The organism is Acidovorax sp. A1169, assembly GCF_030704685.1.
Classification (GTDB): domain Bacteria; phylum Pseudomonadota; class Gammaproteobacteria; order Burkholderiales; family Burkholderiaceae_C; genus Acidovorax.
Genome location: NZ_JAUZDX010000001.1, coordinates 156,424 through 181,422 on the forward strand (window position 1 = coordinate 156,424; position 24,999 = coordinate 181,422).

The 24,999-nt window shown below is 66.3% G+C and carries 24 protein-coding genes; 15 read left to right on the top strand and 9 right to left on the bottom strand.

The window, feature by feature from the left end:
* Positions 1 to 24 precede the first annotated feature (24 nt).
* On the bottom strand, positions 25 to 1,434 hold the full coding sequence (locus QYL93_RS00690; RefSeq protein ID WP_305741867.1) for a sensor histidine kinase: 1,410 nt from the start codon (positions 1,432 to 1,434) through the stop codon (positions 25 to 27).
* A 40-nt stretch (positions 1,435 to 1,474) separates the two neighbouring features.
* The gene (locus tag QYL93_RS00695; RefSeq protein ID WP_057200196.1) at positions 1,475 to 2,203 is read right to left on the bottom strand and encodes a response regulator transcription factor; all 729 of its coding nucleotides are present in this window, start codon (positions 2,201 to 2,203) and stop codon (positions 1,475 to 1,477) included.
* A 244-nt stretch (positions 2,204 to 2,447) separates the two neighbouring features.
* Here QYL93_RS00695 and QYL93_RS00700 point away from each other — a divergent pair, with 244 nt between their 5' ends.
* The 9 genes from QYL93_RS00700 to QYL93_RS00740 all read left to right on the top strand — a co-directional run bounded on the left by QYL93_RS00700 (position 2,448) and on the right by QYL93_RS00740 (position 10,350).
* Positions 2,448 to 3,698 carry an ABC transporter substrate-binding protein gene (locus QYL93_RS00700; protein ID WP_057200197.1) on the top strand — a complete coding sequence of 417 codons (1,251 nt, stop codon included), beginning with the start codon at positions 2,448 to 2,450 and terminating at the stop codon, positions 3,696 to 3,698.
* A gap of 91 nt (positions 3,699 to 3,789) precedes the next feature.
* Entirely contained in the window at positions 3,790 to 4,908 is a 1,119-nt protein-coding gene (locus QYL93_RS00705) for a carbohydrate porin (protein ID WP_305742289.1), read from the top strand.
* Positions 4,909 to 5,073: 165 nt separating this feature from the next.
* Positions 5,074 to 5,958 (top strand): carbohydrate ABC transporter permease, encoded by an 885-nt coding sequence (locus QYL93_RS00710; protein WP_057200199.1) that lies wholly within the window; start codon positions 5,074 to 5,076, stop codon positions 5,956 to 5,958.
* Complete coding sequence (locus tag QYL93_RS00715) at positions 5,948 to 6,817, top strand: carbohydrate ABC transporter permease (protein WP_305741868.1); 870 nt, start codon at positions 5,948 to 5,950, stop codon at positions 6,815 to 6,817. The genes QYL93_RS00710 and QYL93_RS00715 overlap by 11 nt, the downstream gene beginning before the upstream one ends.
* A 6-nt stretch (positions 6,818 to 6,823) precedes the next feature.
* Complete coding sequence (locus tag QYL93_RS00720; protein WP_057266197.1) at positions 6,824 to 7,885, top strand: ABC transporter ATP-binding protein; 1,062 nt, start codon at positions 6,824 to 6,826, stop codon at positions 7,883 to 7,885.
* Positions 7,886 to 8,059: 174 nt separating this feature from the next.
* Positions 8,060 to 9,031 (top strand): glucokinase, encoded by a 972-nt coding sequence (gene glk, locus QYL93_RS00725; protein ID WP_305741869.1) that lies wholly within the window; start codon positions 8,060 to 8,062, stop codon positions 9,029 to 9,031.
* A complete protein-coding gene (locus tag QYL93_RS00730; protein WP_305741870.1) occupies positions 9,032 to 9,445 on the top strand; it encodes a VOC family protein in 414 nt (137 codons plus the stop codon).
* 258 nt (positions 9,446 to 9,703) lie between these two features.
* Positions 9,704 to 9,997 carry a DUF4148 domain-containing protein gene (locus QYL93_RS00735; RefSeq protein WP_145699468.1) on the top strand — a complete coding sequence of 98 codons (294 nt, stop codon included), beginning with the start codon at positions 9,704 to 9,706 and terminating at the stop codon, positions 9,995 to 9,997.
* A gap of 59 nt (positions 9,998 to 10,056) precedes the next feature.
* Positions 10,057 to 10,350 (top strand): DUF4148 domain-containing protein, encoded by a 294-nt coding sequence (locus QYL93_RS00740; RefSeq protein ID WP_305741871.1) that lies wholly within the window; start codon positions 10,057 to 10,059, stop codon positions 10,348 to 10,350.
* Between the two features lie 148 nt (positions 10,351 to 10,498).
* Here the strand turns inward: QYL93_RS00740 and zwf are convergent, their stop codons facing one another.
* Positions 10,499 to 11,953, bottom strand: a complete 1,455-nt coding sequence (gene zwf, locus QYL93_RS00745; RefSeq protein ID WP_305741872.1) for a glucose-6-phosphate dehydrogenase — start codon at positions 11,951 to 11,953, stop codon at positions 10,499 to 10,501.
* A gap of 191 nt (positions 11,954 to 12,144) precedes the next feature.
* Between zwf and pgi the strand changes: the two genes are divergently transcribed.
* Both pgi and QYL93_RS00755 read left to right on the top strand, forming a co-directional pair.
* On the top strand, positions 12,145 to 13,707 hold the full coding sequence (gene pgi, locus QYL93_RS00750) for a glucose-6-phosphate isomerase (protein WP_305741873.1): 1,563 nt from the start codon (positions 12,145 to 12,147) through the stop codon (positions 13,705 to 13,707).
* 88 nt (positions 13,708 to 13,795) lie between these two features.
* A complete protein-coding gene (locus tag QYL93_RS00755) occupies positions 13,796 to 15,010 on the top strand; it encodes an AGE family epimerase/isomerase (RefSeq protein WP_305741874.1) in 1,215 nt (404 codons plus the stop codon).
* Positions 15,011 to 15,026: 16 nt separating this feature from the next.
* Here QYL93_RS00755 and QYL93_RS00760 read toward each other — a convergent pair whose 3' ends face one another.
* Entirely contained in the window at positions 15,027 to 15,944 is a 918-nt protein-coding gene (locus tag QYL93_RS00760; protein WP_305741875.1) for an SMP-30/gluconolactonase/LRE family protein, read from the bottom strand.
* Positions 15,945 to 16,047: 103 nt separating this feature from the next.
* On the opposite strand from QYL93_RS00760, the gene edd reads away from it, so the two are divergent.
* The 3 genes from edd to QYL93_RS00775 all read left to right on the top strand — a co-directional run bounded on the left by edd (position 16,048) and on the right by QYL93_RS00775 (position 18,886).
* Positions 16,048 to 17,817, top strand: coding sequence for a phosphogluconate dehydratase (gene edd, locus QYL93_RS00765; protein ID WP_305741876.1), 1,770 nt, complete (start codon positions 16,048 to 16,050; stop codon positions 17,815 to 17,817).
* Positions 17,808 to 18,458 (top strand): bifunctional 4-hydroxy-2-oxoglutarate aldolase/2-dehydro-3-deoxy-phosphogluconate aldolase, encoded by a 651-nt coding sequence (locus QYL93_RS00770; RefSeq protein ID WP_305741877.1) that lies wholly within the window; start codon positions 17,808 to 17,810, stop codon positions 18,456 to 18,458. Before edd ends, QYL93_RS00770 begins: the two co-directional genes overlap by 10 nt.
* Before the next feature lie 128 nt (positions 18,459 to 18,586).
* The gene (locus QYL93_RS00775) at positions 18,587 to 18,886 is read left to right on the top strand and encodes a DUF805 domain-containing protein (RefSeq protein WP_305741878.1); all 300 of its coding nucleotides are present in this window, start codon (positions 18,587 to 18,589) and stop codon (positions 18,884 to 18,886) included.
* A 134-nt stretch (positions 18,887 to 19,020) separates the two neighbouring features.
* Here the strand turns inward: QYL93_RS00775 and groL are convergent, their stop codons facing one another.
* Positions 19,021 to 20,670: a chaperonin GroEL gene (gene groL, locus QYL93_RS00780; protein WP_305741879.1), complete on the bottom strand. Its 1,650-nt coding sequence runs from the start codon at positions 20,668 to 20,670 to the stop codon at positions 19,021 to 19,023.
* 170 nt (positions 20,671 to 20,840) lie between these two features.
* Positions 20,841 to 21,131 (bottom strand): co-chaperone GroES, encoded by a 291-nt coding sequence (locus QYL93_RS00785; RefSeq protein WP_057200209.1) that lies wholly within the window; start codon positions 21,129 to 21,131, stop codon positions 20,841 to 20,843.
* 518 nt (positions 21,132 to 21,649) lie between these two features.
* Here QYL93_RS00785 and QYL93_RS00790 point away from each other — a divergent pair.
* Positions 21,650 to 23,194 (top strand): hypothetical protein, encoded by a 1,545-nt coding sequence (locus tag QYL93_RS00790; protein WP_305741880.1) that lies wholly within the window; start codon positions 21,650 to 21,652, stop codon positions 23,192 to 23,194.
* A 130-nt stretch (positions 23,195 to 23,324) separates the two neighbouring features.
* Here QYL93_RS00790 and QYL93_RS00795 read toward each other — a convergent pair whose 3' ends face one another.
* The 3 genes from QYL93_RS00795 to QYL93_RS00805 all read right to left on the bottom strand — a co-directional run bounded on the left by QYL93_RS00795 (position 23,325) and on the right by QYL93_RS00805 (position 24,965).
* On the bottom strand, positions 23,325 to 23,801 hold the full coding sequence (locus QYL93_RS00795; RefSeq protein WP_305741881.1) for a copper chaperone PCu(A)C: 477 nt from the start codon (positions 23,799 to 23,801) through the stop codon (positions 23,325 to 23,327).
* 27 nt (positions 23,802 to 23,828) lie between these two features.
* Entirely contained in the window at positions 23,829 to 24,479 is a 651-nt protein-coding gene (locus QYL93_RS00800) for an SCO family protein (protein ID WP_305741882.1), read from the bottom strand.
* A gap of 123 nt (positions 24,480 to 24,602) precedes the next feature.
* Positions 24,603 to 24,965 (bottom strand): hypothetical protein, encoded by a 363-nt coding sequence (locus QYL93_RS00805; protein ID WP_305741883.1) that lies wholly within the window; start codon positions 24,963 to 24,965, stop codon positions 24,603 to 24,605.
* Between the last annotated feature and the right edge of the window lie 34 nt (positions 24,966 to 24,999).

The following is a 24,999-nucleotide window of genomic DNA, read 5'->3' on the forward strand; positions in this document are numbered from 1 at the left end:
TTCCGGGTCGCGCCGCTGCTGAGGTCAGGAGCGCGGTGCCGCCGCGCTGAGCGGCACCTTCAGGCCCACGCGCAGGCCGTGCGGCAGCACCGGGTCGACGAAGGTCTGGCCGGCGTGCTGCAGCGCGATCTCCTCCACGATGGACAGGCCCAGGCCGCAGCCGCCGGGTTTGTCCGATCCGCGCCAGAAGCGCGCGAACATGTCGCGCAGGTGGGCAGGCTCCATGCCGGGTCCGTCATCCTCTACCGCCAGAGTGGCCATGCCCGCACCCGCAATGTCCACCCGCACCGTCACGGTGGCGCCGTGGCCTGCGTAGTGCAGGGCGTTGTCGATCAGGTTGTTCAGGGCCTCGCGCAGCAGCAGCGGGTGTCCTTGCACGGCCAGTTGTTCCTCGCCCTCGTAGCCCAGGTCCACGCCGCTGGCCACGGCGCGCGCGGCCCAGTCGCGGGCCACCTCTCGCGCCAGGGCCGGCAGGTCCAGCGTCTGCATGGCCACACTGCTTTCCGAGCGTGCCAGCTGCAGCAACTGGTGCACCAGGTGGGCACTGCGCCGCGCAGCCGACAGCACCTTGTGCAGGCGCTCCTGCACGGCTGGCTCGCGGCTCTCGTGCAGCGCCAGCTCGGTCTGGCCGATCAGGCCGGCCAGGGGCGTGCGCAGCTGGTGGGCCGCGTCGTTGAGAAAGCGCTTTTCCTTTTGCTGGCCGCGCGCCACGGTCTCCAGCAGGCCGTTGATGGTGCTGGCCAGCGAATGCACTTCCTGCGGGGCCGAGGTGAGCTCGATGGGCGGTAGCGGGTCGGCCGTGTTGTGTTTGCGCGCGCCGGCCTTCTCGATCTGCGCCTCCAGGCGCTTCAAAGGCTGCAGGCCGCGCAGCACGCCGGCATACACCACGGCGCTGAGCGCCAGACCCATCAGGCCCATGGGCAGCAGCATCTGTTCGAGCAGTTCCTGTGCGATGCGCTCGCGCACCGTGAGGCTTTGCGCCACCTGCACGCGCAGGCGCTGGCGTGTCTGTGGCGTGCCGTAGTCCACGTCGAGCAGGGCCACGCGCACCGGGCGGTCGTCCACCCGCGCCTGGTACAGAAAGGGCTCGCCCACGTCCACGTTCACCGGCGGGGGCGGGGGCAACTGGGCATTGCCCAGCAGGAAGCGACCGGGCGGCGAAGACACCATGTAGGTGATGCGGTCGGCCGGGTCCTGCTCCAGGATGTCCTGCGCGGCCTTCGGGAAATCGACCAGCAGGCCGTCGCCGATGGGCTTGATCTGCCGCGCCAGTGCGCGCACCGACTGGGTCAACGTCTGGTCGATCCCTTTCTCGCCGTTCTGCAGCGCGATGCGCCAGGCCAGGAAGCCGCCCGAGAGCCACAGCACGAGCTGCGGCAACAGCAGCCACAGCAGCAGCTTGCGTTGCAGGGAGACGCCGGGAATCGGGCGCATCAAGGTCATTCGGGGGCGGGAAGGAGCGCGGCGGTCGCGTTCATTCCGCAGGCTTGGCCAGCATGTAGCCCAGCCCGCGGATGTTGCGGATCACCAGGTTCGATGCGTCGAGTTTTCTGCGCAGTCGGTGCACATACACCTCCAGCGCATTCGAGTTGAGCGGGGCTGCTGCGGCCTGCCCGGGCTCGGGCGGGCCCGCGCGCCAGGCGGCGAGCACATCGTCGCGCGTGACCACTTCGCCACAGCGGTTCACCAGCAGTTCCAGCAACTCCCATTCGCGCTGCGTGAGCTCCAGCGGCTCGCCGCCGAGCACCGCGCTGCGGTTGCCATGGTCGATCTGCAGGCTGCCGATGGCGGTGCTGGGCCCCCCGGAGGCGCTGCTGGCCTGTGTGAATGCGGGCTGCCGCGCGCGGCGCAGCATGGCCTGCAGGCGGGCCTGCAGCTCCTGCATGTTGAAGGGCTTGGTGATGTAGTCGTCGGCCCCGGCGTTCAGGCCGTGGATGCGGTCGTCGATGCCGTCGCGTGCGGTCAGAATCAGCACCGGCAGGCCGGCAATGTGGGTGCGCGCCCAGGTCAGCAGCTCCATGCCGTCCGCACCGCCCGGCAGACCCAGGTCGAGGATGATGCCGTCCACCGCCTGGCCCTGCAGCAAGGTGGTGGCCTCGGCCACACTGGAGGCGGTGTACACGCTGAACTCCAGTTGCTGGAGTTGGCCCGTCAGTGCGTCAAGCAGCAGTGCATCGTCTTCGACTATCAGGATGGTGGGCATGGATAGAGGATAACAAAGGGTTTTGCGGCGAGCCTGTCGCAGGAGTGCACAGCAGGGAAAGCACCGAGACGCAGGAAAACAGGGTGGTAATTCGATAACAGCCAAATTCCATTGGCACGTAACCCACACCCTCGGGAAAGCCCTGATATGTTCATTAATTATTGTAATTAAAGTACCGACTGCGCTGAACGCCACCGGTAAGCTGGCGCACAAAACGGATTCACACAAACGAGGAGACAAGGGTATGTGGAAGTTGACAAAAGTCGCCGCCGTCGCGGCGGTCCTGGCGGCATCGGCGTCCGCCGGTGCCGGGGAAGTGGAGGTCCTGCACTACTGGACTTCTGGCGGAGAAGCCAAGTCGGTGGCCGAACTCAAGAAGATCATGCAGGGCAAGGGCCACACCTGGCGTGACTTCGCCGTGGCCGGCGGCGGTGGCGACAGCGCCATGACCGTGCTCAAGAGCCGCGTGATCTCGGGCAACCCGCCGTCCGCAGCCCAGACCAAGGGCCCGGCGATCCAGGAATGGGCGTCCGAAGGTGTGCTGGCCAACATGGACGCACTGGCCAAGGCCGAGAAGTGGGACGACCTGCTGCCCAAGGTGGTCGCCGACATCATGAAGTACAAGGGCGCCTACGTGGCGGCCCCGGTCAACGTGCACCGCGTCAACTGGATGTGGGGCAGCTCCGAGGCCCTGAAGAAGGCCGGCGTTGCCGCCATGCCCAAGACCTGGGACGAGTTCTTTGCTGCGGCCGACAAGCTCAAGGCCGCAGGCCTGGTGCCCGTGGCCCACGGTGGCCAGAACTGGCAGGATTTCACCACCTTCGAATCCGTGGTGCTCGGAGTCGGCGGTCCCAAGTTCTACCAGGACGCCCTGGTCAAGCTCGATGACAAGGCCCTCAACAGCGACACCATGAAGAAGTCGCTGGAGACCTTCCGCCGCATCAAGTCGTACACCGACCCGGGCGCTCCCGGCCGCGACTGGAACCTGGCCACGGCCATGCTGATCCAGGGCAAGGCGGGCTTTCAGCTGATGGGCGACTGGGCCAAGGGCGAGTTCCTGGCGGCCAACAAGGTGCCGGGCAAGGACTTCATGTGCGCCGCAGCACCGGGCACTACCACGTCGTACACCTTCAACGTGGACTCGTTCATCCTGTTCAAGCTCAAGGATGCTTCCGCCCAGAAGGCGCAAAGCGACCTGGCCAGCTCCATCATGAGCCCCGAGTTCCAGGAGGTGTTCAACCTCAACAAGGGTTCCATCCCGGTGCGCGCCGGCCAGAAGATGGACAAATTCGACGACTGCGCCAAGGCCTCCGCCAAGGACTTCGCCGACACCGCCAAGAGCGGCAGCCTGCTGCCCAGCGTGGCCCACGGCATGGCGATTGCGCCCGCCACGGAAGGCGCCATCAAGGACGCCGTCAGCCAGTTCTGGAATGACGACAAGGTGAGCGTCGCCGACGCCATGAAGAAGATCGCGACCGCCGCGAAAACCAAGTAAACCACCACTGAGGGATCCCATCATGATGAAAAGAAACCGCCTCACGGCGGTGGCTTTGGCCGCCGCATGCGCGATGAGTAGTGCCATGGCAATGGATGTTGCCGGCTTCGAGTTCAACGGTTACTCCCGGGGTGGCCCGGTGTTCAACCACTCCGACGGCGTCAAGGGCAACCTGGCCCTGGGCGGCGAGCTGCAGAAGTACCGCCTGGGCAACGAAGGCGACAACGGCATCGAAGTCAACTTCGCCCGCAGCTTCGAGGCTGGCGGCATCAAGTGGAAGTTGAACTACATGCCCGCCAAGTGGGGCAGTGGCGACATCAGCACCGAGCAGGCCTACGTGGAAATGAGCGGCTTTTCGTTCTCTCCCGAAGCCAAGTTCTGGGTCGGCCAGCGCCGCCTGCGTATCCAGGACGTGCACATCGTCGACTACTTCCTGCTGAACTACGGCGACAACGTCGGTGCCGGCATGACCGACATGCCGATTGGCGGCATGAAGCTCGGCGTGGGCCTGTTCAGCGGCGACAAGTTCGATGCCAACCTGCCCAACAACGTCAAGGCCCAGCGCCTGAACGTCGACCTGTCCGAGATCAACACCAACCCCAACGGCAAGCTGCGGGTACTGCTGACGGCGGTGGGCGGCAAGAACCAGGTCAACGGCGGCTCGGGTTCGGGCGTCTCGCTGATGCACACGCAAAAGGACTTCCTGCTGTCCGGCGTGAGTAATACCCTGTACCTGCAAGGTTCGCGCGGCCATGCCCGCATCGATGGCGAGTTCGAGGCCATCGACGGCACCCGTGCCGGCCGGCGCTCCACGCGCATCGCCGACTCCATCAACTGGCAAAGCGGCCCCTTCGGCGGCCAGGCGCTGATTGGTTACCAGACCAACAAGACCGACCTGACGAATGTGGAGACCAAGGACTTCTCGCTGGGCGGACGCGGCTCGTACGCCATCACGCAGAACTTCAAGGCCCTGGCCGAAGTGTCGACCACCACGCGCAAGGGGACCGGTCCCGATCAGCGCCTGAGCAAGGTGACGCTGGCTGGCGCTCTGGCCATGAACCAGGACTTCTGGTCGCGCCCCGAGCTGCGCCTGTACGTGACCAAGGCCAACTGGAACCAGGCCGCCGCCGTGGCGAATGCCGCGACCTTCGGTGCCAATGGCAAGACCTCGCGCACTCTGGTGGGTGTGCAGTATGAGATCTGGTGGTAAGGAGGGAGAGTGAAAGCGAGTTAAGTCAGAGGTGACTTTGTTCTTGGGGGGCACTCCCTGTGTGCCCCCCTTTTTTCCTTGTTGTTTTTCCTGTTGACGTGTTGATGGTCGGCGTGGCCGTCGCCCATGTCCCAGCCAGCGTATGCACCCGATTCCTCTTTTGCAATGACGACCAAGAACTCCTTTGAATCCTGGCTGCCCAAGCTGGTCGTGGCACCGGCCTTCGTGCTGGGTTTTGCCTTCATCTACGGCCTGATGGTGTGGAACGGGGTGCTGAGCCTCTCCGCATCGCGCATGCTGCCCAACTACGAATGGGCGGGCCTGGCGCAGTATGAAAAGCTCTGGGAGATGGACCGCTGGTGGGTCGCCCTCAAGAACTTGGGCATCTTCGGCGTGGGCTACGTGGGTGGCTCCCTTGCCATCGGCGTATTGCTGGCCGTGCTGCTGGACCAGAAGATCCGCGCCGAGGGCGCGCTGCGCACCATCTACCTGTACCCCATGGCACTGTCGTTCGTGGTCACCGGCACGGCATGGAAGTGGCTGCTCAACCCGGGCCTGGGCATCGAAAAAATGGTGCGCGACTGGGGTTTTCCCAATTTTGAATTCGGCTGGCTGGTGGACACCGACATGGCCATCTACTGCGTGGTGATCGCTGGCATCTGGCAGAGCGCAGGCTTTGCGATGGCGCTGTTTCTGGCCGGCCTGCGCGGCATCGACGACAGCATCATCAAGGCCGCCCAGGTCGATGGGGCCTCGCTGCCGCGCATCTACTGGCGCATCGTGCTGCCGGCGCTGCGGCCGGTGTTCTTTTCCACGCTGATGGTGCTGTCGCACCTGGCGATCAAGAGCTTCGACCTGGTGATGGCGCTCACGGCCGGCGGGCCTGGCTATGCCACCGACGTGCCCGCGACCTTCATGTACACCATGTCGTTCTCGCGCGGCCAGATCGGCCTGGGCGCGGCCAGCGCCACCATGATGCTGGCCACCGTGGCAGCCCTGGTCATCCCCTACCTGTACAGCGAATTGCGCAGCAAACCCCATGACCGCTAAGCCCTCCATTTTCCCTTCGGTGGGCCGCCTGCTGGTCTACGCGGTGCTGGCCCTGGCCACGGCCTTCTTTCTGCTGCCGCTGTACGCGATGCTGGTCACTTCGTTCAAGGATGCCGAGGAGATCCGCAGCAGTTCGCTGCTGGCGCTGCCCGCTGCGCTCAACCTGTCGTCCTGGAGCACGGCCTGGTCCAGCGCCTGCACGGGGGTCGATTGCAACGGCCTGCGCCCCTTCTTCTGGAACTCGGTGGCCATGGCCGTGCCGGCCGTGATGATCTCCACCGTCTGGGGTGCGCTCAATGGCTATGTGCTCAGCCTGTGGAAGTTCCGCGGCAGCGACGCGTTGTTCGGCATGCTGCTGTTCGGCGTGTTCATGCCCTTCCAGGTGGTGCTGCTGCCCATGAGCCAGGTGCTGGGCTGGCTCGGGCTGTCGAGCTCCATCACGGGCCTGGTGATGGTGCACTGTCTGGCGGGCCTGGCCGGCACCACGCTGTTCTTTCGCAACTACTACGCGGCGATACCGAAGGAGCTGGTGAACGCGGCGCGCATGGATGGCGCGAGCTTCTTCCAGATCTTCTGGCGCATCGTGCTGCCGCTGTCCACGCCCATCATCATGGTCACGCTGATCTGGCAGTTCACCAACATCTGGAACGACTTTCTGTTCGGCGTGGTGTTCTCGGGCACCGACTCCAAGCCCGTGACGGTGGGCCTGAACAACCTGGCCAACACCAGCTCCAGCGTGAAGGCATACAACGTGGACATGGCGGCCGCCATCATCGCGGGTCTGCCAACCATGGTGATCTATGTGCTGGCGGGTAAATTTTTCGTGCGCGGGCTGACGGCCGGCGCGGTGAAGGGATAAGGAATCATGGCGTCTTCATTGGACATAGTGGGCATCAACAAGCGTTTCGGCAAGGGTGACAAAAGCGTGGAGGTGCTGCGCAAGATCGACATCCATGTGGCACCGGGCGAGTTCCTGATCCTGGTCGGGCCCTCGGGCTGCGGCAAATCGACCCTGCTGAACATCATCGCGGGGCTCGATGAGCCGACCGAGGGCGAGATCCGCATCGCCGACAAGAACGTGGTGGGCATGCCCCCGCGCGACCGCGACATCGCCATGGTGTTCCAGAGCTATGCGCTGTACCCCACGCTGAGCGTGGCGGACAACATCGGCTTTGCGCTGGAGATGCGCAAGATGCCCAAGCCCGAGCGCAAGAAGCGCATCGACGAAGTGGCCGCCATGCTGCAGATCACCCACCTGCTGGACCGTCGGCCCAGCCAGCTGTCGGGCGGACAGCGCCAGCGCGTGGCCATGGGCCGGGCCCTGGCGCGTCAGCCGCAGCTGTTCCTGTTCGACGAGCCGCTGTCCAACCTCGACGCCAAGCTGCGCGTGGAGATGCGCGCCGAGATCAAGCGCCTGCACCAGGCCAGCGGCATCACCAGCGTCTACGTGACGCACGACCAGGTCGAGGCCATGACGCTGGGTTCGCGCATCGCGGTGATGAAGGGCGGCGTCGTGCAGCAACTGGGCACACCCGACGAGATCTACAACCACCCGGCCAACACCTATGTGGCGACCTTCATCGGCTCGCCCACCATGAACCTGCTGCGCGGTACGCAGGCGGCCGGTCACTTCGCCATCCAGGGCGTGTCGCTGGACCTGGCGGCCCCTCTGGCCGCCCCCGAGGTGCTGCTGGGCGTGCGCCCCGAGCACCTGGTGATGCAGGACAGCTCGCCCTGGCGCGGCGAGGTCAGTGTGGTCGAGCCCACCGGCCCCGACACCTACGTGATGGTGGACACCGCCGCAGGCAGCATGACGCTGCGCACCGACGCGCAGACGCGCGTGAAGCCCGGTGACCGCGTGGGCCTGGCCGTGGCGCCAGCGCACGCGCACTGGTTCGACACCGGCACCGAGCAGCGCATCGCCTGATCCCGCAAGGCGGCAACCCCCGCCTGCCTTCGGCCTCGCTGTATGGGGGCTTTGACCCGGCTGCTGTGGGCGTTCTGGGTTAAAAACCTGTTTGCGTCGGCTCTGCCGTTTTCAGCCATCCAATTCCGGGTGAGCGGTCCGCTGCCTTGTGGTGGACGCATTGCCCCTTCGACCATGCCCGCAACACGCCTTCTCGCCGACATCGGCGGCACCAACATCCGCCTGGCCTGGCAGGCCCCGGGCGACGACACGCTGCACGACACGCGCGTGCTGCAGTGTGCCCAGTACCCCACGGTGGATGCCGCCATCCGCACCTACCTGGCCGAGGTGGGCATTGCCGCGCCGCAGGAGGCGGCCTTCGGCATTGCCAACCCCGTGACGGGTGACGCCATCCGCATGACCAACCACAGCTGGAGCTTTTCGCAGAAGGCGGTGCGCGAGGCCTTTGGTTTTGCGCGGCTGGTGGTCATCAACGACTTCACCGCGCTGGCCCTGGCGCTGCCCCTGCTCACGCCCGACCTGCTGCGTCAGGTGGGCGGCGGCCAGCCCGTGCCGGGCGAGGCCATTGGCCTCGTGGGGGCAGGCACCGGCCTCGGTGTCTCGGGCCTGGTCTTCCCGCCCCACTCGCCGGCCGGCGTGCCGCTGTCGGGAGAGGGGGGCCACGTCACGCTGGCGGCCGATACGCAGCACGAGTTCGACGTGCTGCGCGTGCTGCACGAGCGCTATGGCCATGTGTCGGCCGAGCGCGCCGTCTCTGGCGCGGGCCTGGTGGACTTGTACCACGCGGTGCGCACCGTGGCGCACGCCGGTGGCACCGAGGTCAGCTCGGCCGCGCAGGTGACCGAGATGGCCCTGCAGGCCAAGGACCCGCTGGCACTGCAGGCGCTGGACCTGTTCTGCGGCTTTCTGGGCAGTGTGGCCGGCAACCTGGCGCTCACGCTGGGCGCGCGCGGCGGGGTGTACATCGGCGGCGGCATGGTGCCGCGCCTGGGCGAGTGGTTCGACCAGTCTTCCTTTCGCCAGCGCTTTGAAGCCAAGGGCCGCTTTGCGCCGTACCTGGCGTCGATTCCGTGCTGGATCATCGACCCGAGTGCCACCCCGGCTCTCTACGGGGCCTCGCGCGCGCTCGACATCGCGGGTGTCTGAGTGGCGAGCGTGCCGCCGCTGGCGCTTGCGGGCGTGCACCATGTGGCCCTCATCTGCTCGGACTACGCACGCTCCAGGCGCTTCTATACCGAGGTGCTGGGCTTGGTCATCGTGCACGAGACCTACCGTGCCGAGCGCCAGTCGTACAAGCTCGACCTCGCGCTGCCCGATGGCACGCAGATCGAGCTGTTCTCGTTTCCCGAGGCGCCGCCGAGACCTTCCTACCCTGAGGCCTGCGGGCTGAGGCACCTCGCGCTGCGGGTGGACGACCTTGAGGCCAGCCTGCAGGCCCTGGCCGGCCATGGTGTCGCTGCCGAGCCCGTGCGCATGGACCCGTTCACGGGCTGCCCTTTTACCTTTATTGCGGACCCCGACGGCCTGCCTATCGAACTGGTAGGCCCGCGGCCGGCATAGTCAGTCTTTTTGGAGAGAGCGATGCCGCGCAGGGAAACCTGGGCGGCATTTTTCATGGCGGTGCATGCATAGCCGCCGTCGCATTGTTTTCAAAACTGGAATAGTCAGTTCGCGACTGGGTGGTTTTTCTTTGATCACCTGCGGCGTACAGTTCAACCCATCGATGAGCCGATCCCGCAAGGCGACTCACCGAACCCGGTTCAGAGTTGTTTTTGCTCCGGTTTTTTTGAGTCACTTTTTTCTTCCAAGGATTTCATCATGAACACGACCGCACGCTTCCTCTCCATCGCCGCTGTTGCCGCTTTCGCTTCTTTCGGTGCCCAGGCCGACGAAGCCGATGCTTCGCAATTCGCCACGAAGTTCGAAACCAACCGCACTCGCGCCGAAGTGGCCGCTGAAGCCGCTACCGTGGCACAGACCCGCAGCATCGAACCCGCTGGTTCACGTGTGGTGACCTACAAGTCCACGGCCGACCGCGCTGCTGTGCGTGCCCAGGCTGCCGATGCAGTGCGCACCGGTCAGATCTCTTCCGGCGAAATCGGCGCTCTGTAAGCCGCTCCGGATTGAACTGACCTGACCCCCATCAAACCCAATAAAGAATCGAGATCATCATGAACAAGACCGCACGTTTCCTCTCCATCGCCGCTGTGGCTGCTTTCTCCGCTTTCGGTGCCCACGCTGACGAAGCCGACAGCTCGCAGTTCGCCCTGAAGTTCGACACGAACCGCACCCGTGCCGAAGTGGCTGCTGAAGCCGCTACCGTGGCACAGACCCGCAGCCTGGAACCCGCTGGCTCGCGCGTCGTGACCTACAAGTCCACCGCTGACCGTGCTGCCGTGCGTGCCGCTGCTGCCGAAGCCGTGCGCACCGGCCAGATCCCTTCGGGCGAAATCAGCGCCATGTAAAGAATGCGGGCCTTCCCATGGTGGTGGTATCTCACGGTCGTGGGTGCCGCCACCATGTGGAAGTGTTTCCCCCCAATGCCGTAACCCGGCATGAATGACAAAAGGCTCCAACCGGAGCCTTTTTCGTTGTGGGGCCGCGCGAAGAGCGTCAGACCTCCTCACTCCAGCAGTAGCCGTCGCGCGCGATCATCGCGCTGGCGGCGCTCGGGCCCCAGCTGCCGGCTGTGTAGGGCCGCGGGCCCAGTGCATCGTTGCGCCAGTGCTGCAGGATGGGTTCCACCCAGCGCCAGGCTTCCTCCTGCTCGTCGCTGCGCACGAACAGGTTCAGGCGGCCGGCGATCACGTCGAGCAAGAGGCGTTCGTAGGCGCCCACGCGCTCGGTGCCGAAGCGCTGGTCGAAGTCCAGGTTCAGGTGCACCTGCGACAGGGCTGGTTCGGTCTGGTGCTGGGCCGCGCCCTGGGCCAGCAGGTGCAGCTCCAGCCCGTCCTTGGGCTGCAGGTTGATCACCAGGCGGTTGGCCGCGCCGGCCGAGGTACGGAAGATCGGGTGCGGCACGGGCCGGAAGTTGACCACGATGTGCGCGTCGCGCCCCGCCAGCCGCTTGCCGGTGCGGATGTAGAAGGGCACGCCGGCCCAGCGCCAGTTGGAGATCTCGGTGCGCAGAGCGACGAAGGTCTCGGTGGTGCTGCCGGCGGCCACGCCTTTTTCCTGCAGGTAGCCGGGCACGCTGGCACCGTGCGTCTTGCCGGCCACGTACTGGCCGCGGATCACATGCTGGCCGATGGTCTCCACGCTCCAGGGCTTGAGCGACTGCAGCACCTTGAGCTTCTCGTCGCGGATGGCGTTGGCGCTGGCGTTGATGGGCGGCTCCATGCCGATGGCGCACAAGAGCTGCAGAGCGTGGTTCTGCACCATGTCGCGCAGGGCGCCGGTCTGGTCGTAGAAGGCGCCGCGCGTCTCCACGCCCAGTTCCTCGGCAATGGTGATCTGGATGTTGGCGATGGTTTCGCGCCGCCACAGGGGCTCGAACAATGCGTTGCCAAAGCGCATGGCGAACAGGTTCTGCACCGAGGGCTTGCCCAGGTAGTGGTCGATGCGGAAGACCTGCTCTTCCTTGAGCACGCGGCGCAGCGTGTCGTTGATGGCCTGGTTGGAGCGCAGGTCGTGGCCCAGGGGCTTTTCGAGCACCACGCGGGTGGTCGGGCCGTTCAGGCCCACGGCGGCGATCTGCTCGCAGACATTGGTGAACAGGCTCGGCGCCGTGGCCACGTACATCACCACCGACTCAGCATTGCGCTCGTGCAGCATGTCGGCCAGGCGGGCATAGTCCTGGGTTTGCGACAGGTCCATGCGCAGATAGTGCAGCAGGGCGCCGAAGCGTGCGAACTCGTCGGGGGTGGGGCGCTTGGCCAAGTCCACGCCATCGAAGCGCGACTGGATCAGGCTGCGGTATTGTTCATGGCTGAGCTCGTCACGGGCCACTGCGATGATGCGGCCCCCTTCGGGCAGCGTTCCGTGGCGGAACGCCTGGAACAGCGCCGGCATGAGCTTGCGCCAGGCCAGGTCGCCGGTTCCGCCAAACAGGACAAGGTCAAAACTCATGGGGTCTCCGTATTCAGTGCATTGGTCGTCGTGCGTTTCCCTCGAAATTGTAATCACGTTACATCGATTTGTGTAGGACTGCAGAGCAACTGGCGTTCCAAGCTGTGTCTGCAACAAAAAAGTACCAGCCTTTTTTGGTAATCAAGTTACTATTTCGCCGTTTTCCATTTTCCTGTCCAGGTAGCTCTCTCATGCCCCTCCGTTGTGACCAGACTCCCCAGTGGCCCGCGCTGCAGGCCTTGTTCCAGGCGCAAGGGCGCGCACTGGACCTTCGGCAGGCCTTCGCCGAGGATGGAGAGCGTTTCTCGCACTTCAGTCAGGCCGCCCCCGAGGTGTTCGCCGACCTCTCCAAGAACCTGTGGGACCGGCCCACCGAGTCCCTGTTGCTGGGCATGGCCGAGGCCTGCGGCCTCGCTGCGCAGCGCGATGCCATGTTGGCGGGCCAACCCATCAACCACACCGAGGGCCGCGCCGTGCTGCACACGCTGCTGCGCCGCCCTGAGGGCCTGGCGCTGCCCGGTGACGGTCCCGATATCTCGGACAAGCTGGCCGAGGTGCATGGCACGCTCGATGCCATGCTGCAATACGCCGAGCAGGTGCGCGGCGATGCCGCCATCACCGACGTGGTGAACATCGGCATCGGCGGCTCGGACCTGGGGCCGCACATGGCGGTGCTCGCGCTCGATGCCTTTCGCGCTGCGGGCAAGCGCCTGCATTTCGTTTCCAATGTGGACGGGCACGAGCTGCATGGCGTGCTTCAGGGGCTCAAGGCGGAGAGCACGCTGTTCCTGATCGCCTCCAAGACCTTCACCACGGCCGAGACCATGGCCAATGCGCGCTCGGCGCTGGCGTGGTTCGGCGCACAGGGCGGCAGCGACGTGGCACGCCATTTCGCGGCGCTGACCACCAACGTGGAAGCGGCAGGTGCCCTGGGCATCACCACCACTTTCGGCTTCTGGGACTGGGTGGGCGGGCGCTATTCGCTGTGGTCGGCCATCGGCCTGCCCATCGCCATCGCCATCGGTGCTGCCGGCTTCCGTGAGCTGCTGTCCGGCGCGCATGCCATGGACGAGCATTTCCGCACCACGCCGCTGGCTGCCAACCTGCCGGTTCGCCTGGGTCTGCTCGACCTCTGGTACCGCAATTTCCACGGTTTCACCAGCCGCTGCATTGCGCCCTACCATGCGGCACTGGGGCGCTTGCCGGCCTATCTGCAGCAGCTGGAGATGGAGAGCAACGGCAAGCGCGTGGGGGCTGATGGACAGGAACTGCCCTATGCCACCTCGCCCGTGCTGTGGGGCGAGCCCGGCACCAACGGCCAGCACGCTTTCTTCCAGATGCTGCACCAGGGCACCGACGTGCTGCCGCTGGAGATCGTGGCCGTGCGCCAGGCGGCGCACCCGCTGCCGGGCCATCAGGACAAGCTGCTTGCCAACGCCCTGGCCCAGGCCCAGGCGCTGATGGTGGGCAAGGCCAGCCTTGAGGACGGGCACCGCCACTTCCCGGGCAACCGGCCCAGCACCTTTCTGTTGCTCGACTCGCTTACCCCGGCCTCGCTGGGTGCGCTGATCGCGCTGCAGGAACACCGCGTCTTCGTGAGCGGCAGCCTGTGGGGCATCAACAGCTTCGACCAGTGGGGCGTGGAGCTGGGCAAGGTGCTGGCGCGCGACCTCGAATCCCGTCTGGCTTCGGGCGACGCCACGGGGCTCGATGGCTCCACCGCGGGGCTGCTGGCGCGCCTGCGCGGCGGCTGAGCCGCAGCGCCGCGCTCATCGCATTTCGCAACGAGGCGCCTTGAGGCGCCCAGGCCGCACCCCTGCGGCCCAACGAGGAGACAAGCCCATGACTGCACCGCAGCCGCCCGATTTCCGCTCGCCCGAATTCCTGCACGCGCACATCCGCCAGACCATGGCGTTCTACGAGCCCGTGGCCACCGATGCGGGGGGCGGCATGTACCATTTCTTCCTCGACGATGGCACCGTCTACGACGAGCGCACGCGCCACCTGGTGAGCGCCACGCGCTTCGTGGTCACGCACGCCATGCTGTTCAAGACCACCGGCGAGGCGCGCTACCGCCACGGTATGGAGCATGCGCTGCAGTTTCTGCGCACCGCCTTCCTCGACCCGGCCACCGGCGGCTATGCCTGGCTGATCGACTGGCATGGCGGCCACGCCACCTTGCTCGACGCCACGCGCCATTGCTATGGCATGGCCTTCGTGATGCTGGCCTATGCCCAGGCGCACGAAGCGGGCGTGCCCGAGGCCCGCGAGTGGCTGGCCGAGGCCTTCGACACCGCCGAGCGGCATTTCTGGCAACCGGCCGAGGGCCTGTATGCCGACGAGGCCACGCGCGACTGGGCACTGTCGGACTACCGCGGGCAGAACGCCAACATGCATGCCTGCGAGGCCATGATCTCGGCCTTCCGCGCCACGGGCGAGCGGCGCTACATCGAGCGCGCCGAGTTGCTTGCGCAGAACATCTGCCAGCGCCAGGCCGCGCTGGCCGGTGGCTGGGTGTGGGAGCATTTCCGCGCCGACTGGTCGGTGGACTGGGACTACAACCGCCACGACCGCAGCAACATCTTTCGCCCCTGGGGCTACCAGATCGGCCACCAGACCGAATGGGCCAAGCTGCTGCTGCAGCTCGATGCGCTGGCGCCCGCGCCCTGGCACCTGCCGTGTGCCCGCTTCCTGTTCGACGCCGCGATGGACAAGGGCTGGGACACCGCCCATGGCGGCATCGTCTACGGCATGGCGCCCGACGGCAGCATCTGCGACGACGGCAGGTACCACTGGGTGCAGGCCGAGAGCATGGCCGCCGCAGCCGTGCTGGCCTTGCACACCGGCGAACAGCGCTACTGGGATTGGTACGAGCGCATCTGGGCCTACTGCTGGCAGCACTTCGTGGACCACGAGCACGGTGCCTGGTTCCGCATCCTCGACGGGCGCAACCTCAACCACACGCGCGAAAAGAGCAACGCAGGCAAGGTCGATTACCACAACATGGGCGCCTGCTACGACGTGCTGCTGGCCTTGGGGGCGCAGCGCGCGCCCTGACGCCGCCTTCTCCTGGTCACATCGCCGCGCTGGCCTGGAAGAAGTTCACGGGCAGGCCCGGCACCTCCACGGGCAGGCTGAACAGCGAGCCCGCCGGAATGGCCGCATCCAGCTCCGCTTGCGGCCGGCCGGCGCGCGCCGAGGTGATGTACAGCGTGCGCAGGTCGTCGCCGCCAAAGCAGACCATGGTGGGGCACTGCACGGGCACGGCAATGCGCTGCAGCACTTGGCCCGTGGGCGAGAGCTGCAGCACGCAGCCGCCCTCGTACATGGCCACCCAGTAGTTGCCCTGCACGTCCACGGCCGCGCCATCGGGGCGGCCGCCATAGGGCTCGCCCGCCACCTTGGGCGGGAAGGTCGCCCACGGCGCACGGCTTTCGATGTTGCCGGTGGCGGTATCGAACGCAAAGCGGTCGATGCGGTGCTCGGGCGTGTTCGACCAGTAGAGCCAGCGGTCGTCCGGGCTGAAGGCCAGGCCGTTGGCGGTGAAGTTGTCACCCGCCATCTTCTGTACCCGAAAGCCGCCGGGTGCCGCCTCCAGACGCCAAAGCGCGGCATCGGGTGCCGTGCGCGGGCTGATGACCGAGCCGGCCCAGAACCGGCCCGCCGAGTCGCAGCGGCCGTCGTTCAGGCGCAGTACCCGGGTATCGTGTGCGTCGCCGGGCAGCAGCGCCAGGCAGGTGAGGGCGCTGCTGGTGGTGTCGAGCAGGTAAAAACCGTCCCGTAACCCGATTACTAGTTTCTTGCCTGCCACAGGGGCACAGCAACCTGGTTCGGAGGGCATGTCCCAAGTACGCAGTTGCCCGCTGGCCGGCGCCCAGGCGTTCACCCGCTTTCCTTGGATGTCACACCAGTAAAGGGATGTTTCATGGGGATGCCAGAACGGCGATTCGCCCAGTTCCGAGGGGGGCAAAGGCAGGGTCTGCAGGGACATTGGCTTGATCCGGGGTGGTTATCGAGTTACATTCTAGAGGCTCCCGTTGGAGCTGTAATCTCTTTTTCCCCACTATCCAAGTCCACCCCCGATGGAGCATCCCATGCATTCAGTCGTAGCGCGCGTGACGGCCCGCATCATCGAGCGCAGCAAGGACACCCGCGCCGCCTACCTGGCCGCGGTCGACGCCATGGTCCAGCGCAAGCCGCCGCAGGACCGCATGGGCTGCGCCAACCTGGCCCATGCCTACGCGGCGCTGCCGGGCTCCGAAAAGTTCAAGGTCACGGTCGAGAAGGCGCCCAACATCGGCATCGTCACGGCTTACAACGACATGCTGTCGGCCCACCAGCCCTACCAGAGTTACCCGGCGCTGCTGCGCGACGAGGCCGCGCGCCACGGCGCCATGGCCCAGGTGGCCGGCGGAGTGCCCGCCATGTGCGATGGCGTGACGCAGGGCACGCCCGGCATGGAGCTGTCGCTGTTCTCCCGCGACGCCATTGCCATGGCCACTGCGGTAGCGCTGTCCCATGATGTGTTCGACGGCGTGCTGCTGCTCGGGGTGTGCGACAAGATCGTGCCGGGCCTGCTGATCGGCGCGCTGCACTACGGGCACCTGCCCTGCGTGTTCGTGCCCGCCGGCCCCATGGGCTCGGGCCTGCCCAACAAGGACAAGGCCAAGGTGCGCGAGCTCTACGCGCAGGGCCTGGTCGGCCGCGACGAACTGCTCAAGGCCGAATCGGCCGCGTACCACAGCCCCGGCACCTGCACCTTCTACGGCACGGCCAACAGCAACCAGATGCTGCTGGAGGCCATGGGCCTGCACGTGCCCGATGCCGCCTTCACCCCGCCCGGCACGGGCGAGCGCGAGGAATTCACGCGCCAGGCCATGCGCACCGTGCTCGACATCGGCAAGCGCGGCAAGCGCTTCTCCCCCATCGGCCATGTGGTGGACGAGCGCTGCATCGTCAACGCCATGGCCGCGCTGCTGGCCACGGGCGGGTCCACCAACCACCTGATCCACTGGGTGGCGATCGCGCGCAGCGCCGGCATCCTGATCGACTGGACCGATTTCGACGACCTGTCCTCCGTCGTGCCGCTGCTGGCCCGCGTCTACCCCAATGGGGATGCCGACGTGAACCAGTTCCAGGCAGCGGGCGGCCCGCCCTGGATCCTGCGCGAGTTGCTGGCCAACGGCCTCATGCACCCCGACGTGCTGAGCGTGAACGAGGGCGGCATCGCGGCCGGGGGCGCGCCTGCGCCCGCCACCTCGGGCGACGAGGCGGTGCTGCGACCCGTTGCCCAGCCGTTTTCGCCCACGGGCGGCCTGCGCCTGCTGCAGGGCCGCCTGGGCCGCGCCGTGATCAAGGTGTCGGCCGTGCCGGAAGACCGCCACATCATCGAGGCGCCGGCGCGCGTGTTCGACTCGCAGGAAGAGCTGCTCGCGGCCTTCAGCGCGGGCGAGGTGCAGCAGGACATGGTGGCCGTGGTGCGCTTCCAGGGCCCGCGTGCCAATGGCATGCCCGAGCTGCACAAGCTCACGCCGCCGCTGGCCGTGCTGCAGAACCAGGGCTTCAAGGTGGCGCTGGTGACCGACGGCCGCATGAGCGGTGCCTCGGGCAAGGTGCCGGCCGCCATTCACGTCACGCCGGAGGCGCTGGGCGGTGGCCCGCTGGCCAAGGTGCGCGACGGCGACCTGCTGCGCGTGGACGCCGTGGCGGGTACGCTCGACGTGCTGGTGGACGAGGCCGAATGGGCCGCGCGCACCCCCGACGAATGCAAGGCGCCCGTGGCCACCGGCTTCGGGCGGGAACTGTTTGCCAACTTTCGCCGCCATGCGGGCGGCGCTGAACAAGGAGCCTGCACATGGCTGTGAATGCCCCCGTCCTGAACCCCCTCGATATCGCCAGCTACGGCCCGGTGATCCCGGTTATCGTGATCGACCGTGTCGAAGATGCGATTCCGCTGGCCGAAGCCTTGCTCGCTGGCGGCGTCAAGGTGCTCGAAGTCACGCTGCGCACGCCCGCAGGCCTGCCCGCCATCGAGGCCATCGCGCGCCAGTTGCCCGAGGCCGTGGTCGGCGTGGGCACCGTGCTCAATGCCGAGGATGCGCGCCGCGCCAGCGAGGCTGGCGCCCGTTTTGCGGTGAGTCCGGGCTATACCTCGGCCGTGGGTTCGGCCTGCAAGGGGCTGAACCTGCCGCTGCTACCGGGCGTGGCCACCTCCAGCGAGATCATGCAGGCGCTGGCCGATGGCTTCCAGTTCCTCAAGCTGTTCCCGGCCGAGGCCGTGGGCGGCATCCCGCTGCTCAAATCCTGGGCCAGCCCGTTCGGCCAGGTGAGTTTTTGCCCCACGGGCGGCATCACCAACGCCACGGCGCCCAATTACCTGGCGCTGCCCAACGTGCGCTGCGTGGGCGGCTCCTGGCTCACGCCGGCCGACGCCGTGCGCTCGGGCGACTGGGCGCGCATCACGCAGCTGGCGCAGGCCACGCAGGCGCTGCGGCAAGCCAGCTGAAGCAAGCCGGTTTCGATCGCTGCCCGAGGCGTGCTTGGGGGAGGTCATCCTTGCCGCTTATCATGGAGCGGGGGCATTCGCTCCGCAATCAGCAAGTACTCAATATTTCACCAAGAGAGGGCTTCTCCATGGATTTTGCGCAAGCTATCAAGTCGTGCTTCAGCCAGTACGCGGGCTTCACCGGCCGGGCGCCACGCTCCGAGTTCTGGTGGTTCGCCCTGTTCCAGATTCTGGTGTTGCTGGTTACCGCCTTCATCAGCGAGATCGCCTACGCCATCGCGGCGCTGGCGCTGTTGCTTCCCGTACTGGCCGTTGGCGCCCGCCGGCTGCATGACATTGGCCGTTCGGGCTGGTGGCAACTGCTGTCGCTGACTGGCATCGGCGGCCTGGTGCTGCTGTACTGGTGGGTGCAGCCCAGCGGAGAGTGATCGATTCCGCATGAGGGATGTCAGCGCGCGGTACCAGAACCGCGCACCATGAAAAAAGCCCGCAGACCGTAAGGCCTGCGGGCTTTTTGCTGGTTGGCAGCGCAGTGAACGGGTCACCGCGCCGGGCCGGGCAATTACATGCCCATGCCGCCCATGCCACCCATGCCGCCCATGTCGGGCATGCCGCCGGCACCGGCTTCATCCTTGGGGGCTTCAGCAACCATGCACTCGGTCGTCAGCAGCAGCGATGCCACGGAGGCAGCGTTTTGCAGGGCCGTGCGGGTCACCTTCGTGGGGTCCAGAATGCCCAGTTCGAGCATGTCGCCGTAGCTGTCGTTGGCAGCGTTGAAACCGAAGTTGCCCGAACCGGCCAACACGGCGTTCACCACCACCGAGGCTTCGCCGCCGGCGTTGTTCACGATTTCGCGCAGAGGCGCTTCGATGGCCTTGAGCACCAGCTTGATACCGGCTTCCTGGTCAGCGTTGTCACCCTTGACGCGGTCGCCCACGGCTTGCTTGGCACGCAGCAGGGCCACGCCACCACCGGCCACAACGCCTTCTTCCACCGCGGCACGGGTAGCGTGCAGTGCGTCTTCCACGCGGGCCTTCTTTTCCTTCATTTCGACTTCGGTGGCAGCGCCGACCTTGATCACGGCCACACCGCCGGCCAGCTTGGCCACGCGTTCCTGCAGCTTTTCGCGGTCGTAGTCGGACGTGGCTTCCTCGATCTGCACGCGCACTTGCTTGACGCGGGCTTCGATGTCACCAGCAGCGCCAGCGCCGTCGATGATGATGGTGTTTTCCTTGCCCACTTCGATGCGCTTGGCCTGGCCCAGGTCGGCCAGGGTCACCTTCTCGAGGGTCAGGCCCACTTCTTCAGCGATGACCTTGCCGCCCGTCAGGATGGCGATGTCTTCCAGCATGGCCTTGCGGCGATCGCCGAAGCCAGGAGCCTTCACAGCCACGACCTTCAGGATGCCGCGGATGGTGTTGACCACCAGCGTCGCCAGGGCTTCGCCTTCGACTTCTTCTGCCACGATCAGCAGAGGACGGCCGGCCTTGGCCACTTGCTCCAGCGTGGGCAGCAGGTCGCGGATGTTGCTGATCTTCTTGTCGAACAGCAGCACGAAGGGGTTGTCCAGAATGGCGGATTGCTTTTCTGGGTTGTTGATGAAGTAGGGCGACAGGTAGCCACGGTCGAACTGCATGCCTTCCACGACGTCCAGTTCGGAGTCGAGGGACTTGCCGTCTTCCACGGTGATCACGCCTTCCTTGCCAACCTTGTCCATGGCGTCAGCGATCAGCTTGCCGATGGTTTCGTCGGAGTTGGCCGAGATCGAACCGACCTGGGCGATTTCCTTGGAGGTGGTGGTGGGCTTGGAAGCCTTCTTCAGCTCTTCCACCAGGGCCGTCACGGCCTTGTCGATACCGCGCTTCAGGTCCATCGGATTGATGCCGGCGGCCACGTACTTGAAGCCTTCGCGCACGATGGCCTGGGCCAGCACGGTGGCGGTGGTGGTGCCGTCACCAGCGTTGTCGCTGGTCTTGGAGGCCACTTCCTTCACGAGCTGGGCGCCCATGTTCTGCAGCTTGTCCTTGAGTTCGATTTCCTTGGCCACGGACACACCGTCCTTGGTCACGGTAGGGGCGCCGAACGAGCGCTCCAGCACCACATTGCGGCCCTTGGGGCCCAGGGTCACCTTGACCGCGTTGGCCAGGATGTTCACGCCTTCAACCATGCGTGCGCGGGCTTCGCCGCCGAAAACTACGTCTTTTGCTGCCATTTGGAGCTCCTGAAAATTAACTGAATCAATTACGACTGTCTTGGGGGAGAGGGGAAAGCGTAGCGAGCAGGTGCCAAGCTAGGCGCACGGAGCACAGCAACCGGAACGTACTTCCTGTACGTGAGGATTGCGAGCACCGCGCAACGACGCATGGCGCCTGCGCAGTAGCTTTACTTCTCCACCACTGCGAACAGGTCGTCTTCCTTCATGACCAGCAGCTCGTCGCCCTTGATCTTGACGGTCTGGCCCGAGTACTTGCCGAACAGAACGCGGTCGCCGACCTTCACGTTCAGGGCGAGCAGTTCGCCCTTGTCGTTCTTCTTGCCGGGGCCGACGGCCAGCACTTCACCTTGATCGGGCTTTTCAGCGGCGTTGTCGGGGATCACGATGCCGGAGGCGGTCGTGGTTTCGCTTTCGATACGCTTGACGATCACGCGATCGTGCAGGGGGCGAAGATTCATTGCATTGCTCCTGGGTCAAAAAATTACCGACAGTACGAAGCGCTTGAACAGGGCCAGGCGCTACCAAACTCCATCCAGCAATGGAGTGTTAGCACTCCATTGCGGTGAGTGCTAATGATACGGGCATTTGTTGCCGTTTCAAGACATGGGGTGATTGGAAGGGTGCCAAACACGCTTCCAGTTGTGCCAATGGCTTGCAAGGGGCCGGGCCGATCCATCCCATTTTTGCGCAGGAGCAGGGAAATCCCTCACCCCGCCGGGGTGGGGCGCAGGAAGCCATTCATGGGTACCTTGCGCTGTCTTGACGCTCGTCGCCATCGCATTGCGGCTTGCCGTTGCGCGCCCCTGGCGCCGCTGGCTGGCTGATGGGCCACATGGGGCGCATCCCGCCACGGTCCGGCTCCCGGAGGTTGCGGTACGGCTTTTCCACCCAACGCGATCAGGCGCCAAGGCTCCAGCCAAGCTTTCATTTTTATTTTTTGAGGGAACCGATGAAACATCTGATGACAAAAAAGCCTATGAGCACCGCCGTTGCCCTGGGTGCTGCTGCCCTGTGCTGTGCTTTCGCGATGACTTCTGCCCACGCTGTGCAGCCCGCCATCTCCATGGGCTACGACCACGCCCTCGTGTTGCGCGCCGACGGCACGGTCTGGTCGTGGGGTTACGGCAATGGCGGGCAACTGGGCCTTGGCAATTCCAGCACCCGCACGTCGCCCACGCAGATCCCCACGCTGCAGAACGTGGTCCAGGTGGTGGCACGGGGCTCGTTCTCGATGGCGCTCAAGGCCGATGGCACCGTCTGGGCCTGGGGCGACAACTCCGGTGGCCGCACCGGCGGCAGTGGCACCAGCGTGCCGGTGCAGATCAACGGCCTGTCGAACATCGTCAGCATCAATGCCGGGACCAACACGGCGGCGGCTTTTGCCACCGACATGTCTGGCCAGGTCTTCGCGTGGGGCAGCAACAGCACGGCGCAACTGGGGTCCGGCCAGACCAGTGGCGGCGGCAACCCCGTGCCCCGCCTGGTGGCCGGCGCGCAGGGCGCTGTGGCGGTGAGCGCATCGGACGCGGCCGTGCTCGCGCTGCGCCAGGACGGCAAGGTGGTTGCCTGGGGATCCAACGGCAACAGGGCTCTGGCCCCTGTTGCCGGCACCGCCACGGCGCCGGTCGTGATCGACGCCCTGGGCACCGTGCAGGCCGTGGCCTCGACCTCCATCAACATCTCCGGCCAGTACTATGCGCTCAAGAACGACGGGACTGTGGTGGCCTGGGGTCAGGCCTTGACCAATGCCCCCTTCTGCGGTCAACCGGGTGTACTCAACTCGCAGTATGCGGTGATCGACATCTCGCCCATCCAGGGCCTGTCGCGCATTCAGCAGATCGAGCCGGGCGACGGCCACACCTTGTTCGTCGATGCCGATGGCGCCGTGCATGCCTGCGGCGTCAACAGCGCTGGACAGCTGGGTGATGGCACCTTGGTGAATCCTTCCAGAGAAGCGCCCAAGATCGCCCGCGTCGCGGGCCTGCCGCCCGTGGTGGCCGCTGCAGCCGGTTCGGCCAATTCCGCTGCCATCGGCGTGGACGGCAGCGTCTGGGTCTGGGGCAAGACCAGCAACCTGGGCGGTACCGACAAGTCCACCACAGCCGTTCGCGTGATGCAGGGCAACGGCGCCCCATTCGATGCCGGTCGGGTGGGTGACGCCGCCGGCACCTTTGCCGGCGGGCAGACCGGCCCCCTGAGCAATGTGACGGTGGACGTGGGCGCCACGGTCTCCACACTGCACCGCGGCAAGACGGGCCGCGTCTACGTGGCCGCGCTCGCGGGGTCGATCTTGCTGTTCCTCGGCCCGAACGGCTGGACGCCCTACACCGGCGGCGCCGTGCCGGCCTACCTGGGCGGCCCGCTGCCCCGCACGGTGCCCGTGCGCATTGCTTCGGGCCTGAACTTCAGCGGGCTGGAGGGCGTTCAACTGGTGGTGGGCTACGGCGTGGGAGACGATGCCTCGGCCGCTGCGGAAATGGTCCGTGCAGGCCGCTACAAGGTCGTGCACACGCTGAACTGAGCGGCACGCGCGTGAGTTCGCCTGGCGGGGCTGCGGAAAGTGCCGTCAGCGGCTTTCCGCCGGACGGTCCGATGGGATGCAAATCCGTACCGGAACGGCGGCGGACCCGGGGCCCGCTGCGCCATGGCGTTCAGTGCTTGTGCGCACCGTGGGCCGCTGGTGCAGCCGTCGCGTTGAGTGGGCGCACGGGCGCCTGGACTTGCACCGATTCGCGCTTGCCGTCCTTGCCCTCGAAGACCAGGGTGATCGGCACGGTGTCGCCTTCCTTCACCTGCTGCCTGAGGTTCATCAGCATCACGTGGTAGCCGCCTGGTTTGAGGTCCACCGCCTTGCCGGCGGGCAATTCGACGGCGGGCACCTGGCGCATGCGCATCACGTTGTCCTGCATGGCCATCTCGTGGACCTCGACGGCGTTCGTGAGCGGGGAGCTGGCAGACACCAGTTTGCTGTCCTTGGCGGCCTGGATCTGCATGAAGGCACCCGTGGCCTGCTGCTGGGGCACGGTGGCGCGCACCCAGGCGTCTTTGACGGTGACCTGGGCCTGGGCTGCGAAGGGCAATGCGGCGATGGCAGCGGCGGCCAGGAGCGATCGGTGGATGAAAGGCATGAAAAATCTCCTTGGGTGGAATGGGGTTCAGGCGGATTGCTGGAGCAACTGGCGCAGGTCGTCGGCGCAGTCCTTGGCGCTTTGTTCGTGGCGCAGCACCAGGCGAGGCTTGCCTTGCGGGTCGAAGACATAGCTGAACGCGGAGTGGTCCATGGTGTAGGAGGCGCCCGTGGGCACTTTCTTGTAGTAGACCTTGAACTCCCTGGCCGTCGCGGCGGTCTGCTCCAGGTCGCCATACAGGCCGACGAAGCTCTCGTCGAACACCTGCGTGTAGGCGCCCAGCACGGTCGGGTTGTCGCGCTCGGGGTCGATGGTGATGAAGACCACCTGCAGCCGCTGGCCGTCGTCGCCGAGCAGGCGGCGGACCTCGGTTGCGCGGGCGAGGGCCGTGGGGCACACGTCGGGGCACTGCGTGAAGCCGAAGAACAGCATCACCGCCTTGCCGCGGTAGTCGGCCAGCGTGCGCACCTGGCCCTGGGCATCCTTGAGCTGGAAATCGCGGGCGTACTCGGCGCCGGTGATGTCCATGCCCTTGTAGGCCACAGGGGCCTTTTTGCAGCCCGCGAGCGTCGCAGCCAGCAGGGGCGCGAGCGCCAGGGCCAGCAGGCCGCGGCGGTGGTGGTAGGGGCCCGGCGCTGCGGCAGCGGCCAGGCGTGGTGGTGTCGATGGGGTGTTCATGGGGCTCGTATCGGAGGATCGGACGGCGGGCTGCCGCCGGGGCGCGCACCGGCGCCGTCAAGGCGCGGTGGCTACCGCTCAAAGCACGCGCATGCCCTTGGTGGGCATGCAGCAGCGCAGGTGTCAGGCGAGGGAGGTCGGTGGCCCGCGGGCGGGCAGGGGGGCGCCAACGATGGCGGCGATGGTGGCAGCCACAGTGGGCGCGAGCGCGTGCGCCAGGGGCTCATGGCGCTGTGCATGCTGCTGCGCGGGTGGCGGCGGTGCACTGGCGCCCAGGCACATGGCGCAGTCGAGGGTGTGCTGCCCCAGTTCGGTGGCGCCGCCATCTTCGCCCATCACCACCAGCTTGACGCTGCTGCCCGTGGTGCAGACCACCTGCAGGGCCTGGGGGTGGACGATGGGCGACGCGATGGCCGCGCCCACGGTCAACACGAACCACGCCAGGATCAGGCGGGCCAGCAGTGACGAGGTGCGCAGCGCGTGCATGGCCGCATTATCGTCCCGGGCCCCTGTGCGCGGG